General features: G+C 56.0%; 12 protein-coding genes and 2 pseudogenes. 10 read left to right on the top strand and 4 right to left on the bottom strand.

Translation table 11 applies throughout. From position 1 onward, the window contains the following. Positions 1-592: 592 nt before the first annotated feature. Positions 593-1,094: pseudogene (locus tag ACA108_15765) on the bottom strand (GNAT family N-acetyltransferase). Further along, a pseudogene (locus tag ACA108_15760) lies at positions 1,083-1,322 on the bottom strand (DUF1778 domain-containing protein). Before ACA108_15760 ends, ACA108_15765 begins: the two co-directional pseudogenes overlap by 12 nt. A 294-nt stretch (positions 1,323-1,616) precedes the next feature. Here ACA108_15760 and fadI point away from each other — a divergent pair. The 3 genes from fadI (at position 1,617) to sixA (ending at position 5,786) form a co-directional block, all read left to right on the top strand. Next, positions 1,617-2,927 carry an acetyl-CoA C-acyltransferase FadI gene (gene fadI / locus ACA108_15755; protein ID XEX94824.1) on the top strand — a complete coding sequence of 437 codons (1,311 nt, stop codon included), beginning with the start codon at positions 1,617-1,619 and terminating at the stop codon, positions 2,925-2,927. Beyond that, positions 2,927-5,086 (top strand): fatty acid oxidation complex subunit alpha FadJ, encoded by a 2,160-nt coding sequence (gene fadJ, locus ACA108_15750; protein XEX94823.1) that lies wholly within the window; start codon positions 2,927-2,929, stop codon positions 5,084-5,086. Before fadI ends, fadJ begins: the two co-directional genes overlap by 1 nt. Before the next feature lie 211 nt (positions 5,087-5,297). Then, positions 5,298-5,786 carry a phosphohistidine phosphatase SixA gene (gene sixA / locus ACA108_15745; GenBank protein ID XEX94822.1) on the top strand — a complete coding sequence of 163 codons (489 nt, stop codon included), beginning with the start codon at positions 5,298-5,300 and terminating at the stop codon, positions 5,784-5,786. Positions 5,787-5,884: 98 nt separating this feature from the next. Here sixA and smrB read toward each other — a convergent pair whose 3' ends face one another. Continuing rightward, complete coding sequence (gene smrB, locus ACA108_15740) at positions 5,885-6,436, bottom strand: endonuclease SmrB (protein XEX94821.1); 552 nt, start codon at positions 6,434-6,436, stop codon at positions 5,885-5,887. Between the two features lie 170 nt (positions 6,437-6,606). Here smrB and prmB point away from each other — a divergent pair, with 170 nt between their 5' ends. The 6 genes from prmB to ACA108_15710 all read left to right on the top strand — a co-directional run bounded on the left by prmB (position 6,607) and on the right by ACA108_15710 (position 11,282). After that, positions 6,607-7,539 (top strand): 50S ribosomal protein L3 N(5)-glutamine methyltransferase, encoded by a 933-nt coding sequence (gene prmB / locus ACA108_15735; GenBank protein ID XEX94820.1) that lies wholly within the window; start codon positions 6,607-6,609, stop codon positions 7,537-7,539. A gap of 97 nt (positions 7,540-7,636) precedes the next feature. After that, a complete protein-coding gene (aroC, locus tag ACA108_15730; GenBank protein XEX94819.1) occupies positions 7,637-8,722 on the top strand; it encodes a chorismate synthase in 1,086 nt (361 codons plus the stop codon). Positions 8,723-8,726: 4 nt separating this feature from the next. Further along, entirely contained in the window at positions 8,727-9,551 is an 825-nt protein-coding gene (mepA, locus tag ACA108_15725) for a penicillin-insensitive murein endopeptidase (GenBank protein XEX94818.1), read from the top strand. 62 nt (positions 9,552-9,613) lie between these two features. Next, positions 9,614-10,411 (top strand): sulfite exporter TauE/SafE family protein, encoded by a 798-nt coding sequence (locus ACA108_15720; GenBank protein ID XEX94817.1) that lies wholly within the window; start codon positions 9,614-9,616, stop codon positions 10,409-10,411. 16 nt (positions 10,412-10,427) lie between these two features. Further along, positions 10,428-10,976: an elongation factor P hydroxylase gene (locus tag ACA108_15715; protein ID XEX98129.1), complete on the top strand. Its 549-nt coding sequence runs from the start codon at positions 10,428-10,430 to the stop codon at positions 10,974-10,976. Between the two features lie 27 nt (positions 10,977-11,003). Further along, positions 11,004-11,282: a YfcL family protein gene (locus ACA108_15710; GenBank protein ID XEX94816.1), complete on the top strand. Its 279-nt coding sequence runs from the start codon at positions 11,004-11,006 to the stop codon at positions 11,280-11,282. A 307-nt stretch (positions 11,283-11,589) separates the two neighbouring features. Here ACA108_15710 and mnmC read toward each other — a convergent pair whose 3' ends face one another. After that, positions 11,590-13,590 (bottom strand): bifunctional tRNA (5-methylaminomethyl-2-thiouridine)(34)-methyltransferase MnmD/FAD-dependent 5-carboxymethylaminomethyl-2-thiouridine(34) oxidoreductase MnmC, encoded by a 2,001-nt coding sequence (gene mnmC / locus ACA108_15705; protein XEX94815.1) that lies wholly within the window; start codon positions 13,588-13,590, stop codon positions 11,590-11,592. A gap of 157 nt (positions 13,591-13,747) precedes the next feature. Here mnmC and fabB point away from each other — a divergent pair, with 157 nt between their 5' ends. Beyond that, positions 13,748-14,965, top strand: a complete 1,218-nt coding sequence (gene fabB / locus ACA108_15700) for a beta-ketoacyl-ACP synthase I (GenBank protein ID XEX94814.1) — start codon at positions 13,748-13,750, stop codon at positions 14,963-14,965. Positions 14,966-15,185: the final 220 nt, after the last annotated feature.

Below are 15,185 nucleotides of genomic sequence, written 5' to 3'. Positions count from 1 at the left end.
TTCAATGCGTCATCTGGATGCAGATTTATAGACCGGAGATATTCCCGTTCATAACTTTGACCAGGTAGAAAAACGCTCGCCGGGTAAGGGGGTTAATATCGAGATTGACCTGCTGCCGGCAGGACAGGTCTTCTACCTGGTGAGCAACTTCGCCCTGTTATCAGTGGACGAAGCCTGTTGCGGTTAATGATATCCTGAAGGATCGTTGACAGTTGACGTTGATTACTGGGTTTGTCACGCCGCTGGCTAACGTCCAACCTGTAGGTTTTAGGTATTCCTCGCCTGACGCATGAATTGCCTAATTTTAACAACGCCGCTAATAAGCATGACTGGAACGCCGCAGCCAATGAATCCCAGCATACAGACACTGGAAACTGCCGTAATAACGATACAAAAACTCAGCTGCAAAATGCTGGCAAAGGTAAATAACACCAAAGGCGCTAGTTGAGCACCTTCATTGCATAAGCATATGTCTTGAAATCATCTCGCCGTGATGAGTGGCCTGTTCTCCACTGATTAACACTCTGCGTTGTTAGAAATGTCCGCTTCTGGCTGTGAGTTGCCCCCAGAAGAAATTAGGGCTTGCATGCGGTTAATTAGCAGTAGGTAACCGGAGGAAAAGTGTTTTTTCCTGTGTAATTGAGGGTATGAATCCATGATGCAGGTAAAACTGGTTTGCCACATCAGACAAGGCATGCACCATAATGGCCCGGACGCCATTATCATCGCAACCCGGCAAATACGTAGTACCGCATCATGCAGTAAATCCGCACCATGGCCCTGCCATGGTAACTAGAATCAACTACCAGCCGGGCCAGAATTATGATGGGAAGGGGATCAGGCATGTTTCGTCTGAATCCACCGGGTGCAATGGCATGAGTGACACTGTCGGTGGCCAGAGAGTAAAAAGCAATCACTTGCGAAGAATCTTCCCGGCATACCACAAACGTTCTGGCGGCGCCGGTCGACTGGTTTTTTAACCCCCGGAGTTTGATCCATTCATCCTGTGCAGCTTCTCCAGAGTAAAATTCTGAAAGAAGGTGAGTCTTATTTAGCGGTGCTGGAGCGGTTACTTTGGACTTTTCCCACTGCAGTTTTCTCGCCAGGAGCGTATCCAGTGCCGGATTCGCCGTAACGAGTGCATCCAGCATAGCGATAAATTCGGCGTACTGTTCATCATCGAGATTAAACATCCGGCGCTCAAGGATAACGTTTTCAGCAGCATGACAAGCTATGTCTGGCATAAAGTCGGTGCGTGATTTATGAAGAATACCGGCAGCGGTATCGATCAACGCACGCTGGGCTTGGGCATCAGATTTCATGATGAGCTTCTGTATAGCAAATGGTATACACGGCTTACACCTGACGTATAGAGAATGCTATACACATTGAGTGCAAAAATTTTGTGCCCCGATAGCTTTGAATCAGTCAACCTGTGCCTAAGCCAGAAGTAGGGACATTTCTGTCGTGCTACAAAAAGGCCTTTTCTGCTTTGCGTTGACATCCTCCCTCCCAAATTTCTCCTCCCCCAGTTGGCTGAATGTAACTTTTTGGTTAAAACTATGATCAGGTCAGACCACAACTTTATCTGCTTAATTATTTAACAGGGGCGCGTTATGAGTAAGGCACTTCCGCTGGTTACCCGTCAGGGCGATCGCATTGCTATCGTCAGCGGTTTACGCACGCCGTTTGCAAAACAGGCGACAGCTTTTCACGGTATTCCCGCCATCGATCTTGGCAATATGGTGGTCAGCGAACTGCTGGCACGCAGCGAAATATCCCCGGAAGTGATTGAGCAGCTCGTTTTCGGCCAGGTTGTGCAGATGCCGGAAGCGCCAAATATTGCTCGTGAAATCGTGCTCGGCACCGGCATGAGCGTGCACACCGATGCCTATAGCGTTAGCCGTGCGTGCGCGACAAGTTTCCAGGCCGTGGCGAACGTGGCGGAAAGTTTACTTGCCGGGACGATTCGCGCGGGGATCGCGGGTGGGGCAGACTCATCCTCCGTTTTGCCGATTGGCGTGAGTAAAAAGCTTGGCCGTACTCTCGTGGATGTGAACAAAGCCCGCACGCTCGGGCAGCGACTCAAACTATTCTCTAAGCTTCGCCCTCGCGATTTACTGCCTGTTCCTCCGGCGGTAGCAGAGTATTCGACCGGATTACGCATGGGCGATACCGCCGAACAAATGGCGAAAACGCATGGTATTACCCGTGAACAGCAGGATGCCCTGGCCCATCGTTCTCATCTTCGTGCGGCGCAGGCATGGCAGGAAGGCAAGCTGTCGGATGAAGTGATGACGGCGTTTATCCCTCCTTATCGCCAGCCTTTTGCGGAAGATAACAACGTGCGCAAAAGTTCTTCACTGGAAGATTACGCAAAACTACGGCCTGCTTTCGATCGTAAACACGGCACGGTAACCGCGGCCAACAGCACGCCGCTGACCGACGGGGCCGCTGCCATAATACTGATGACGGAATCGCGTGCTCGTGAGCTCGGCCTTAAGCCGCTTGGTTTTCTGCGCAGCTATGCGTTTACCGCAGTAGACGTCTGGAAAGACATGCTTCTTGGCCCGGCCTGGGCTACGCCGCTGGCGCTGGAGCGCGCCGGGATCACGCTTGCCGATCTGACCCTTTTTGATATGCATGAAGCCTTCGCGGCGCAGACGCTTGCCAATTTGAAAATGCTTTCCAGCGAGCGCTTTGCCCGCGATGTTCTTGGACGCGCTCACGCTACGGGAGAAGTAGACGATGCTAAATTTAACGTGCTCGGCGGCTCGATTGCCTACGGCCACCCGTTTGCGGCCACGGGCGCGCGCATGATTACCCAGACGCTGCATGAACTGCGCCGTCGCGGCGGTGGGCTTGGGTTGGTGACGGCCTGTGCCGCCGGTGGCCTCGGCGCAGCTATGGTACTGGAGGTCGAATAATGGAACAGACAAGCGCATTCACTCTGCACGTCCGTCTCGACAACGTGGCGGTGGTGACCATCGACGTTTCCGGCGAGAAGATGAATACCCTCAAGGCTTCGTTTGGCCCGGAGGTTCACGCCATCATTAAACAGGTTCGCGATAACCACAGTTTGCAGGGGCTGGTATTCATTTCCGGCAAGCCGGATAACTTCGTGGCCGGTGCGGATATCAACATGATTGCCGGCTGCCAGACCGCCGCAGAAGCCCAGTCCCTGGCGCAGCAGGGCCAGCAGATAATGGCAGAAATTGCGGCTTTACCGATACCGGTGGTGGCAGCAATCCACGGCGCCTGCCTGGGCGGCGGCCTGGAGCTGGCGCTGGCCTGCCACGCGCGTATCTGCACCGACGACGAAAAAACGAAGCTGGGGCTGCCTGAAGTGCAGCTCGGGCTGCTGCCCGGTTCCGGCGGCACGCAGCGTTTACCGCGTCTGGTTGGCGTAAGCAACGCGCTGGATATGATCCTGACCGGCAAACAGCTTCGCCCGCGCCAGGCGCTGAAGCTGGGCCTGGTGGACGACGTTGTTCCGCACTCTATTTTGCTGAATGCGGCAGTGGAGCTGGCCCTGAAAGGCCGCAAACCTTCGCGCGTTTTACCCGTCCGGGAGCGTATTCTCGCCGGGCCGCTGGGGCGCTCACTATTGTTTAATCTCGTCGGTAAAAAGACCGAACAAAAAACCAAAGGCAACTATCCGGCGACGCGACGCATTCTTGGCGTTATCAAAACCGGCTTAGAGCAGGGGAGCCACAGCGGCTACGAAGCGGAGGCAAAAGCCTTTGGTGAGCTGGCGATGACGCCGCAGTCCGCCGCGTTGCGGAGCATTTTTTTCGCCAGCACGGAGCTTAAAAAAGAGCATGGCGGTGACGCCGAGCCTCGTCCGATTCATGCAGTCGGCGTAGTGGGCGGCGGCCTGATGGGCGGTGGCATTGCTTACGTTACGGCATCGAAAGGGCATCTCCCGGTGCGAATTAAAGACATCAGTAACGACGGCATCAACCACGCCCTGAAATACAGCTGGGATCTGCTGGACAAAAAGGTGCGCCGCCGTCATATGAAAGCGGCAGAGCGGCAGCGGGAAATGGCGCGTATTTCTGGCGGCACGGATTACCACGGCTTCAGCCATCGCGACATCGTGGTGGAAGCCGTTTTCGAAGACCTGGCGCTGAAGCAGAAAATGGTGGCGGAAATTGAACGGTACGCCGCGGCGCATACCATCTTTGCCTCTAATACCTCTTCTTTGCCTATTGCCGATATCGCAGCGAACGCTGCGCGTCCTGAACAGGTCATTGGCCTGCACTACTTCAGCCCAGTGGACAAAATGCCGCTGGTGGAGGTGATTCCCCACCTCGGAACTTCTGCGGAAACTATTTCCACTACGGTTGCGCTGGCGAAAAAGCAGGGTAAAACGCCGATCGTGGTCGGCGATAGCGCCGGGTTCTACGTCAACCGTATTCTTGCTCCTTACATAAATGAGGCCCTGCGCTGTCTGGCAGAAGGGGAGCCGATCGAAAAAATCGACGAAGCCCTGGTGAAGTATGGTTTCCCAGTTGGCCCAATCCAACTTTTGGATGAGGTGGGAATCGACGTGGGGACTAAAATTATTCCAATACTTCAAAACGCTTACGGCGATCGTTTTGCCGCTCCGCCTGCAATAGACGCAATTTTGAAGGACGATCGCAAAGGGAGAAAAAATGGGCGCGGTTTCTATCTTTATCCGGCGAAAGGGCGTAAAAGCAAAAAACAGGCCGACCCGGCAATTTATAAACTGCTGGGCGTAACGCCGAAAGGGCAGCTCGATCCGCAGGTTATCGCTGAGCGTTGCGTGTTAATGATGCTGAATGAAGCTACTCGCTGCCTGGATGAAGGCGTGGTGCGCAGCGCGCGTGATGGCGATATGGGGGCCGTATTTGGTATAGGATTCCCACCTTTCCTCGGTGGCCCGTTCCGCTATATGGATAGCCGGGGCGCGGGTGACATTGTGGCGAGGCTCGAACGGCTGGCAGGGCAGCACGGGGAGCGTTTCACACCCTGTGAACGGCTCCGGCAGATGGCAGAGAACAACCTTACTTTCTCAGGAACAGTGAACCCTGCTGCGGAAGTTGGGGTCAAAGAAGCATGAGTTTCTCCTCGCCCCGGGCGAGGCAGCAACTCGGTGAATGGGCGCTGGTTGGTTAATGTGTAAACACTAATTGACTATACTTGCAGCAATAAGGTAAAAAACAGCGTTTCATTCGATGTACGGATAAGGCACAATGCCCGGCTGCTGAATATATCCTCTGCTCTCATTGGGGATATGGCGCAGCATTCCTGGTTAACAAAAGCGGTGCAATATGCAAGTTTTTATCATGCGTCACGGCGACGCGGCACTCGATGCCGCCAGTGACTCGGTACGTCCATTAACCCAGTGCGGTTGTGACGAATCCCGGGTGATGGCGACCTGGTTAAAAGGTCAGGTAGCGGATATCGAACGTGTTCTGGTGAGCCCTTACCTGCGAGCTGAACAGACCCTGGACGTGGTGCGGGAAGCGCTTAACCTCCCGGAAAAAGAGGACATCCTGCAGGAGTTAACTCCGTGCGGTGACGTAGGCCTGGTGGGCGACTACCTGCAGGCCCTGGCCAGTGAAGGCGTTGCGTCAGCGCTGGTGGTATCTCACCTGCCGTTGGTCGGTTATCTGGTGTCTGAACTCTGCCCCGAAGAGTCTCCACCTATGTTTTGTACCTCGGCAATCGCCAACGTCACGCTCGATCCGCAGACCGGAAAAGGCGTATTCAACTGGCAGATGAATCCGTACAACCTCAGGGTAGCGAAAGCGATCTGAGAGCCGTAAGCATGAAAAAAAGAGCCGCATATAGCGGCTCTTTCTGTTTCTGGCGGATGGCGCTTATCCACCCTACGATAATTGTCATCCAACACAACCTAAGGCAGCTCCGGCGGCTGCCACTCTTCCACTTCAATCAGTACCAGCAGCGCCGCGTCGCCGCCGTACTCTTTCGGTGCCTGATGGAAAGCCATCACGTGCGGATGCTGCGCCAGCCACAGCGGCGTCTGCTGCTTTAAAACATGCTTGCCGTGCCCGTGCATTACGCAGGCACAAAATACGTGCTCCCGACGGCAGGCGGCAATCAGCGCGCCCAGCTCCTGCTTGGCCTGCAGCTGCGTTAACCCGTGCAAATCCAGAAACAGCTCGGGGGAGTAGTCGCCCCGGCGAATCTTCTTTAGTTCAAAGTGGCTGACGTCCTCGCGGACATAGCGTGTTGGGCCTTCCGTTGCCAGGCGCGGCTGGAACTCATCGGAAAAGTAGTGGCTGGCGTCCGCCTGCTCCTGTAACAGCCGTTTCACCGGGACCTGCATGGCTTTTTTGCGCGCCGGACGGTGAACAATGGTGTCCTGGTTGAGTTTTTTGGTGCCGCTCATCAGATCGCGGAAAAGGTTCTGATCGTCAGCGCTGAGCGGTGGTTTCTTCTTCATCTGTTTCTCGTCTCGCATCTGCTATGCCGCCAGTTTACCCGCTTTGCCGCCCATCGCTAAATAAAACGCGATTTTCAGCCCCACCACGGCGATTGTCTGCTGATTTGTCGCGGCCTTCATGGCAAACTAATCGATTATTGTATTAGCGCGAACGGCCTGCGGAGGGCAACGTGGATAAAATTTTCGTCGATGAGGCAGTAAGTGAACTGCACACCATTCAGGATATGCTGCGCTGGTCGGTCAGTCGCTTCAGCGCCGCCAACATCTGGTATGGTCACGGCACTGACAACCCGTGGGATGAAGCCGTTCAGCTGGTGCTGCCAAGCCTCTATCTGCCGCTGGATATCCCTGAAGATATGCGCACCGCGCGCCTGACCTCCAGCGAGCGCCACCGTATCGTGGAGCGCGTGATTCGCCGTGTCAACGAGCGCATTCCGGTTGCCTATCTCACCAACAAAGCCTGGTTCTGCGGCCACGAATTCTACGTGGACGAGCGCGTGCTGGTGCCACGTTCGCCAATCGGTGAGCTTATCACCAACCGCTTTGCGGGCCTGTTTGACGGCGAGCCGCAGCACATTCTGGATATGTGTACCGGCAGCGGCTGCATCGCCATCGCCTGCGCCTATGAGTTCCAGAATGCTGAAGTCGACGCGGTCGATATCTCCCTGGACGCGCTGGCGGTTGCCGAGCAAAACATTGCTGAACACGGTCTGGAGAATCAGGTCACGCCAATTCGATCCGACCTGTTCCGCGACCTGCCGAAGGTGCAGTACGACATTATCGTGACCAATCCGCCGTACGTGGATGCGGAAGATATGTCCGACCTGCCGGGCGAGTTCCGCTTTGAGCCGGAGCTGGGTCTGGCAGCGGGCAGCGACGGTCTGAAGCTGGCGCGCCGTATCCTGGCCTGCGCCCCGGATTACCTGGCGGACGGCGGCGTGCTGGTCTGCGAAGTGGGGAACAGCATGGTTCACCTGATGGAGCAGTACCCGGAGGTGCCGTTCACCTGGCTTGAGTTCGACAACGGCGGTGACGGTGTCTTCATGCTCACCAAAGCGCAGCTGATTGCGGCGCGCGAGCACTTCAGCATCTACAAAGATTGACCGCAGGCGGGCCGTAAGGCCCGTCTTCTTTTCGCCAACAGCTTAATCGATAGCCAACAACACAATCAAAAATGACAACGGTAAGGAGCCGTGAAAAATGGCAGGAAATTCAATCGGACAGGTTTTTCGCGTAACGACTTTTGGTGAGTCTCACGGTATTGCGCTGGGCTGCATCGTGGACGGTGTACCGCCGGGTATTCCCCTGACGGAAGCAGACTTACAGCACGACCTCGACCGCCGTCGCCCCGGCACATCGCGCTACACCACGCAGCGCCGCGAGCCGGACCAGGTAAAAATCCTCTCCGGCGTGTTTGAAGGCGTCACCACCGGCACCAGCATCGGCCTGCTGATCGAAAATACCGACCAGCGCTCGCAGGATTACAGCGCCATTAAAGACGTGTTCCGCCCGGGCCACGCCGACTACACCTACGAACAAAAATACGGCCAGCGCGATTATCGTGGCGGTGGCCGTTCCTCTGCCCGTGAAACCGCCATGCGCGTGGCGGCGGGTGCCATTGCGAAAAAGTATCTGGCGCAGAAGTATGGCATCACCATTCGCGGTTGTCTGACGCAGATGGGCGACGTGCCGTTAGAGATTAAGGACTGGGATCAGGTCGAGCAGAATCCGTTCTTCTGCCCGGACCCGGACAAAATCGAAACCCTCGACGAACTGATGCGCGCCCTGAAAAAAGAGGGTGATTCCATCGGTGCGAAGGTGACTGTGGTCGCCGACAACGTGCCGCCAGGCCTTGGCGAGCCGGTGTTCGACCGGCTGGATGCGGATATCGCCCATGCGCTGATGAGCATCAACGCCGTGAAAGGCGTTGAGATTGGCGAAGGCTTCGGCGTGGTCAGCCTGCGCGGCAGCCAGAACCGCGATGAGATCACCAAAGGGGGCTTCCAGAGCAACCATGCGGGCGGCATTCTCGGCGGCATCAGCAGCGGCCAGCAGATTGTGGCGAATATGGCGCTGAAGCCCACCTCCAGCATTATGGTGCCGGGCCGCACGATCAACCGCGAAGGCGAAGAGGTCGAGATGGTGACCCGTGGCCGTCACGATCCGTGCGTTGGGATCCGCGCGGTGCCGATCGCGGAGGCGATGCTGGCGATCGTCCTGATGGATCACATGCTGCGTCAGCGTGCTCAAAACGCCGACGTGACACCACCTTTGCCACAGTGGTAATACGATGAAAAAAGCACTCGTCGGTCTGCTGGCGCTCGTTGTCAGCAGCGTAACTTTTGCAGCCACCCCGTGGCAAAAAATCACCCATCCCGTTGCGGGCAGCGCGCAGTCTATCGGTTCCTTTGCCAACGGCTGTATCGTTGGCGCTCACGGGCTGCCGCTTGAAGATGCTAACTACCAGATTATGCGTCAGGATCAGCGCCGCTATTTCGGCCATCCCGATCTGGTGTTATTTATCCAGCGGCTTAGCAATCAGGTTCACCAGCTTGGGTTAGGCACGGTATTGATTGGCGATATGGGCATGGCCGCAGGCGGGCGCTTCAGCTCAGGACATGCCAGCCACCAGACCGGGCTGGATGTGGATATTTTCCTGCAGCTGCCGAAAACGCGCTGGACCTCGGCCCAGCTGCTCAGGCCGCAGGCGCTGGATTTAGTGGCCAGCGACGACAAGCACGTTATTCAGCGTTTGTGGCAGCCGGAAATCGACAGCCTGATCAAACTTGCCGCGAAAGATAACGACGTCACGCGCATTTTCGTCAACCCTGCGATTAAACAGCAGCTTTGTCTGGATGCCGGTGCGGATCGCGACTGGCTGCGTAAGGTTCGTCCGTGGTTTGCCCACCGCGCGCATATGCACGTTCGTCTGCGCTGTCCGGCAGACAGCCTCGAGTGTGTCGATCAGCCGCTGCCGCCTCCCGGTGACGGCTGCGGAGCAGAATTACAAAGTTGGTTCCAGCCTCCGCCGCCGGGCAGTAAACCGCCGAAGAAGAAAACGCCGCCGCCGATACCGGCCTCATGCCAGGCTCTACTGGATAATCACCAAATCTGACGGATACGTTTTTGGGTGAGATCTTTTCGCTTCACAATTGCATGAGGTAGGTCATCTTTCTTATGGAATGGTTTTTAGTTTCTCCCCTGATGCTGGTGACGCTGTTCTTTGTCGCGCTGCTGGCGGGGTTTATTGATGCTCTGGCGGGCGGCGGCGGCCTGTTGACCGTGCCCGCGCTGCTGGCAGCCGGGATGTCTCCGGCCCATGCGCTGGCGACCAACAAGCTTCAGGCCTGCGGCGGGTCTGTCTCCTCCTCGCTCTATTTTATTCGCCGAAAAGTCGTCAGCCTTGCGGATCAGAAGCTCAATATTCTGATGACCTTTATCGGGTCGATGACCGGCGCGCTGCTGGTGCAGCACGTTAAATCAGACTTGCTGCGCCAGATCCTGCCGCTGCTGGTTATCGGGATTGGCCTGTACTTCCTGCTGATGCCGAAGCTGGGGGAAGAAGATCGCCAGCGCCGGCTGTACGGCCTGCCGTTTGCGCTGGTGGCCGGTGGCTGCGTCGGGTTTTACGATGGATTTTTTGGGCCAGGCGCCGGTTCATTTTACGCCCTGGCGTTTGTTACGCTGTGTGGCTTCAACCTCGCAAAATCTACCGCTCACGCTAAAGTGCTGAACGCCACGTCTAACCTTGGCGGGCTGCTGCTGTTTATCATTGGCGGGAAGGTGATTTGGGGTACCGGCTTTGTAATGATGGCCGGGCAATTTTTGGGCGCGCGTATGGGTTCGCGCCTGGTATTAAGCAAAGGGCAGAAGCTCATCCGCCCGATGATCGTGATCGTTTCGGCGGTGATGAGTGCCAAATTATTATTCGACAGCCATGGAACGGAGATCCTCCACTGGATGGGGATAGCATGAGATGACTACAGCAAGTATGACGACTGAACACCACTATCAGCAGCTGATTGATATCTTCGATAGCTGCTTTAAAGATGATTTCAATACCCGTCTGATTAAAGGCGACGACGAACCGATCTATCTTCCCGCAGACGAAGAGCTGCCGTACAACCGTGTGGTGTTCGCCCACGGCTATTACGCAAGCGGGATGCATGAGATTTCTCACTGGTGCATCGCGGGAAAAGCCCGCCGTGAGCTGGTGGATTTCGGTTACTGGTACTGCCCGGACGGCCGTGATGCCGAAACGCAGAGCAGATTCGAAGACGTGGAGGTCAAGCCGCAGGCGCTGGAGTGGCTGCTTTGCGTGGCGGCGGGTTTCCCGTTTAACGTCAGCTGCGACAACTTAAGCGGCGACGTAGACCCGGACAGAATTGCTTTCCAGCGTCGGGTGCATACCCAGGTGATGATTTATCTGGAGCAGGGCATCCCTGAACGCCCGGCGCGTCTGATGGCGGCGCTTCGTGACTATTATAAAACGCCGCCGGTGACAGCAGAGCTGTTCCCGTGGCCGGAAGATCTAAACTAATTACCTGCAAATGAGGAAAGACGTACGATGATCGCGGAATTTGAAACACGCATTCTGGCGCTGATTGATGGGATGGTTGAAGTGGCCAGTGATGACGAGCTGTTCGCCAGCGGTTATCTGCGTGGCCACCTCACCCTGGCCGTGGCCGAAATTGAACACGGTGAAGACCACTCCCCGGAAGCGCTGCATGCGGCGGTGTCCGGCAGCCTCGAAAAAGCGATTCAGGCGGGCGAGCTCTCCCCGCGCGACCAGTCCCTGGTGCTGGAGATGTGGGATAATTTGTATAAGCAGGCCGAGTTCAAATAACCGGTGGATGACGCTGCCGCTTATCCACCCTACAATATCCGTCCGTCGGGACGGATAAGCGCGGCGTCATCCGACAAATTTACCCATATCCTCGCCGTTACCGTAGGACGGATAAGCACGGCGTTACCCGACAAATTTACCCATATCCTCGCTGTTACCGTAGGATGGATAAGCACGGTGTTATCCGACAAATTTACCCATATCCTCGCTGTTACCGTAGGTCGGATAAGCACGGCGTTACCCGACAAATTTACCCATATCCTCGCTGTTACCGTAGGTCGGATAAGCGCAGCGTCATCCGACGCAATTATTTAACCTCTCTTCCTTTCAGCAGCTTGCGTACCCAGAACCGATTTGGGTTAATCGCCGCAAGCGTTGTGCTGTCCAGCGGTATCGGCTCGTGGCTCATTTGCGCGGCTAATACTTCCGCCGCCAGCGGGGCGGAACATAACCCTCTTGAACCTAACCCGGCCAGCATAAAGAGATTTCCATAGACCGGCGCGTTCACCGCGTTTTCTTTGCTGTGCACCAGCCCAGCATAGCTTTCCAGCGTTTGCTCATAGTCCGGCACGCTGCCAATAAGCGGCAGATGGTCACGAGAGGCGCAGCGCACGGCGCAGCGGGCGTTGCCGGCGGAAACGTCCACCTCCTGCGGCCAGCCCTGGTCAGGCAGACAGTTAATAAGCCGCTGGCGATTCTGCTGCTGGTCCTCCTCGTTGTACTGCATATCTTCCACGCCGCGATGGTAGCTCGCCCCGATGCAGTGCTGCTGATTCGCGGGGTTTTGCGGCGTCAGGTAGCCGTCATAGCACAGGACCTGACGAAGCGAGGATAGCGCCGGGCCGGTGGGGATATGGCTCACCTGGCCGCCAACCGCGGATACCGGCAGCTTTTCAGCCTGTGAGAAATGGCTAACTTTGTGTCCGTTAGCCAGCACCACGGCGTTATGCCGTTGAGTCGGCTGCCCGGCAAACTCCAGCTGCCAGATATCTCCAGCTTTAGCCAGCTTATTCACGTGATGACCAAAATGCACTTTTAGCCCCTGCTTACGGGCAAGTTCAATAGCGCCAGCGGTCAGCTGCGCGGGGCAAAGCCAGCCGCCCAGCGGATAAGTAATGCCACCACAGCCTGTCGGAACGCCGCTCATTTCGGTAACGGTTTGTTGATCCACGGCGCGGACGATACCTTCAGGAAACTCAAGGCTCAGCATCTGCTCGATTTTGTGCTGGCTTCTTTCATCCCACGCGAGCTGGGTGACGCCGCACCAGTCGCGATCGAAATCAACGGGCAGCGCATCGTAAAGACGGCGGGCGAAGGTAAAGGCCGTGGCGAAAAAGTCCGTCAGCGATGCATCGTGAGTGCTCAGAAGAGGATAGAGCGCGCCCTGGCGATTGCCGGATGCGCCAAGCGCGGGTTCGTCGTCCTCACAGTAGAGCGTTACCTGCCAGCCGCGTCGAAGTAATGATAGGGAGAGCAGGGCGCTGGCAATCCCTCCGCCCACTATTGCGACCTCTCTACCCAGGGCGGGCGAACGGTGGAACCACGGGGTTTGTAACTGGGGAGGAAGTTCCTGCTCCATGATCCCGGTCAGCATCGTGCGCTTACGCCCGAAGCCTTTGGTTTTGAACATCGTAAAGCCCGCGTCAGTAAGCCCGCGGCGCACGAAGCCGGCGCAGGTGAAGGTGGCCAGCGTGCCGCCCGGACGAGCCAGCTTCGCCATGGCATTGAACAGCCGGGGCGTCCACATATCCGGGTTTTTCGACGGCGCAAAACCGTCCAGAAACCAGGCATCGACCTGCTTCGTTAAGGTGTCATCCAGCTGGGGGATTAGATCGTTAATATCTCCAAACCACAGATCGAGCGTGATTCTGCCTCCTGCCAGCAGCAGGCGATGGCAGCCAGAAAAGGGCTGCGGCCAGCTTTTTTGCAGCTCGCAGGCAAATTCAGCCAATTCTGGCCAATGGCCATGGGCGGCCTTTAAATCTGCTGCCGTGAGCGGGAATTTTTCGAAGCTGATGAAGTGCAGACGCTGCAGTGCAGCATCAGGCTGTTTTCGGCAAAATTCGTCGAAAACCAGCCATAAAGTCAGAAAGTTAAGCCCGGTGCCGAACCCGCTTTCCCCGACCACAAACAGCGAGCGGTCGTGCGTGGCAAAGCGCTCAGACAGACGATTTCCCTCAAGAAAGACATAACGAGTTTCTTCCAGTCCATTATCATTAGAGAAGTACACATCGTCGAATTCTCGGGATACAGGTGTACCCTCTTCGTTAAAGCCAAGGCTGGCGGATTGTATAGGGGAGTGTTTCACGTAAGTTACTCGTCTGGCAGGCTGTGAAAGGATCATAACGATGTGTGCGAAGCGGCGCAAATTTCGAACCGATTTCGCTGATCGGACTTGTTCAGCGTACAAGTGTACGCTATTGTGCCAGTCGAAATTCTAAATAGTGCAGTGGAAGAGGTATTGAATGAAACGTGCAGTGATTACTGGCCTGGGTATCGTTTCCAGCATTGGTAATAACCAGCAGGAAGTCCTGGCATCTCTGCGTGAAGGACGCTCCGGGATCGCTTTCTCTGAAGAGTTTAAAGATTCTGGCATGCGTAGCCACGTATGGGGCAACGTCAAACTGGACACTACCGGTTTGATTGACCGTAAAGTGGTTCGTTTCATGAACGATGCCTCGATCTATGCCTATCTGTCTATGCAGGAAGCCATTGCGGATGCGGGTCTGAAAGAAGAGGTGTATCAGAGTAACCCGCGTGTCGGCCTGATTGCCGGTTCCGGTGGTTCTTCTAAAGCGCAGGTATTTGGTGCCGACGCAATGCGTAGCCCACGTGGTCTGAAAGCGGTAGGCCCTTACGTCGTGACTAAAGCTATGGGCTCTGCGGTTTCAGCATGCCTCGCAACGCCGTTCAAAATCCACGGCGTTAACTATTCCATCAGCTCCGCGTGTGCGACTTCTGCACACTGTATTGGTAACGCTGTTGAGCAGATCCAGTTGGGTAAGCAGGACATCGTGTTTGCCGGCGGCGGCGAAGAGCTGGGCTGGGAAATGGCCTGTGAGTTTGACGCCATGGGCGCGCTGTCTACCAAATACAACGATGAGCCAACTAAGGCTTCACGCACTTACGATGCAGACCGTGACGGTTTTGTTATCGCAGGCGGCGGCGGTATGGTGGTGGTTGAAGAGCTGGAACACGCTCTGGCTCGTGGTGCACACATCTACGCGGAAATCGTTGGCTACGGCGCAACGTCCGACGGCGCAGACATGGTTGCTCCATCAGGCGAAGGCGCAGTGCGCTGCATGAAGATGGCAATGCACGGCGTTGACACCCCGATTGACTACCTGAACACCCACGGGACTTCTACGCCGGTTGGCGATGTGAAAGAGCTGGGCGCAATCCGCGAAGTCTTCGGCGATAACTCTCCGTCTATGTCCGCAACCAAAGCCATGACCGGCCACTCTCTGGGTGCCGCAGGCGTACAGGAAGCGATCTACTCTTTGCTGATGCTCGAACACGGCTTTATCGCCCCTAGCATCAACATTGAACAGCTGGACGAGAAGGCCGTTGGCCTGAACATCGTGACCGAAGCGACAGAAAAGAAACTGAAAACTGTGATGTCTAACAGCTTCGGCTTCGGTGGCACCAACGCCACGCTGGTTATGCGTAAAATGGACGCATAACAAACGCTTAAGCTTGTAAACGGGGTGCCTCTGGCGCCCCGTTTTTTTGCCTTTACACAAGTTGACGCGCAGGGGGATTAAAGGCACTATGCCGGCCTTAACATTATCAAAATGATAATGCGTAAGCGTTCGACGTCATCCAACGCATCTTTAATCTGACCTGTCAGATAGAGAGGCGCGGCGAATTCCCCGCCTTACTCTGCTGTCAATGGAGTAAGCA

The organism is Dryocola sp. LX212, assembly GCA_041504365.1.
Lineage (GTDB): Bacteria > Pseudomonadota > Gammaproteobacteria > Enterobacterales > Enterobacteriaceae > Dryocola.
The sequence above is the reverse complement of the archived record's forward strand: the minus strand, read 5'-3'. Positions and strand labels throughout refer to the sequence as shown.

What these genes read in the sequence shown, in the direction of transcription:
- fadI (XEX94824.1), top strand. Translation starts at nt 1,617, where the DNA reads ATGAGTAAGGCACTTCCGCTGGTTACCCGTCAGGGCGATCGCATTGCT.
- ACA108_15710 (XEX94816.1), top strand. Translation starts at nt 11,004, where the DNA reads ATGATCGCGGAATTTGAAACACGCATTCTGGCGCTGATTGATGGGATG.
- smrB (XEX94821.1), bottom strand. Translation starts at nt 6,436, where the DNA reads ATGAAGAAGAAACCACCGCTCAGCGCTGACGATCAGAACCTTTTCCGC.
- ACA108_15715 (XEX98129.1), top strand. Translation starts at nt 10,428, where the DNA reads ATGACGACTGAACACCACTATCAGCAGCTGATTGATATCTTCGATAGC.
- fabB (XEX94814.1), top strand. Translation starts at nt 13,748, where the DNA reads ATGAAACGTGCAGTGATTACTGGCCTGGGTATCGTTTCCAGCATTGGT.
- ACA108_15720 (XEX94817.1), top strand. Translation starts at nt 9,614, where the DNA reads ATGGAATGGTTTTTAGTTTCTCCCCTGATGCTGGTGACGCTGTTCTTT.
- aroC (XEX94819.1), top strand. Translation starts at nt 7,637, where the DNA reads ATGGCAGGAAATTCAATCGGACAGGTTTTTCGCGTAACGACTTTTGGT.
- sixA (XEX94822.1), top strand. Translation starts at nt 5,298, where the DNA reads ATGCAAGTTTTTATCATGCGTCACGGCGACGCGGCACTCGATGCCGCC.
- fadJ (XEX94823.1), top strand. Translation starts at nt 2,927, where the DNA reads ATGGAACAGACAAGCGCATTCACTCTGCACGTCCGTCTCGACAACGTG.
- mepA (XEX94818.1), top strand. Translation starts at nt 8,727, where the DNA reads ATGAAAAAAGCACTCGTCGGTCTGCTGGCGCTCGTTGTCAGCAGCGTA.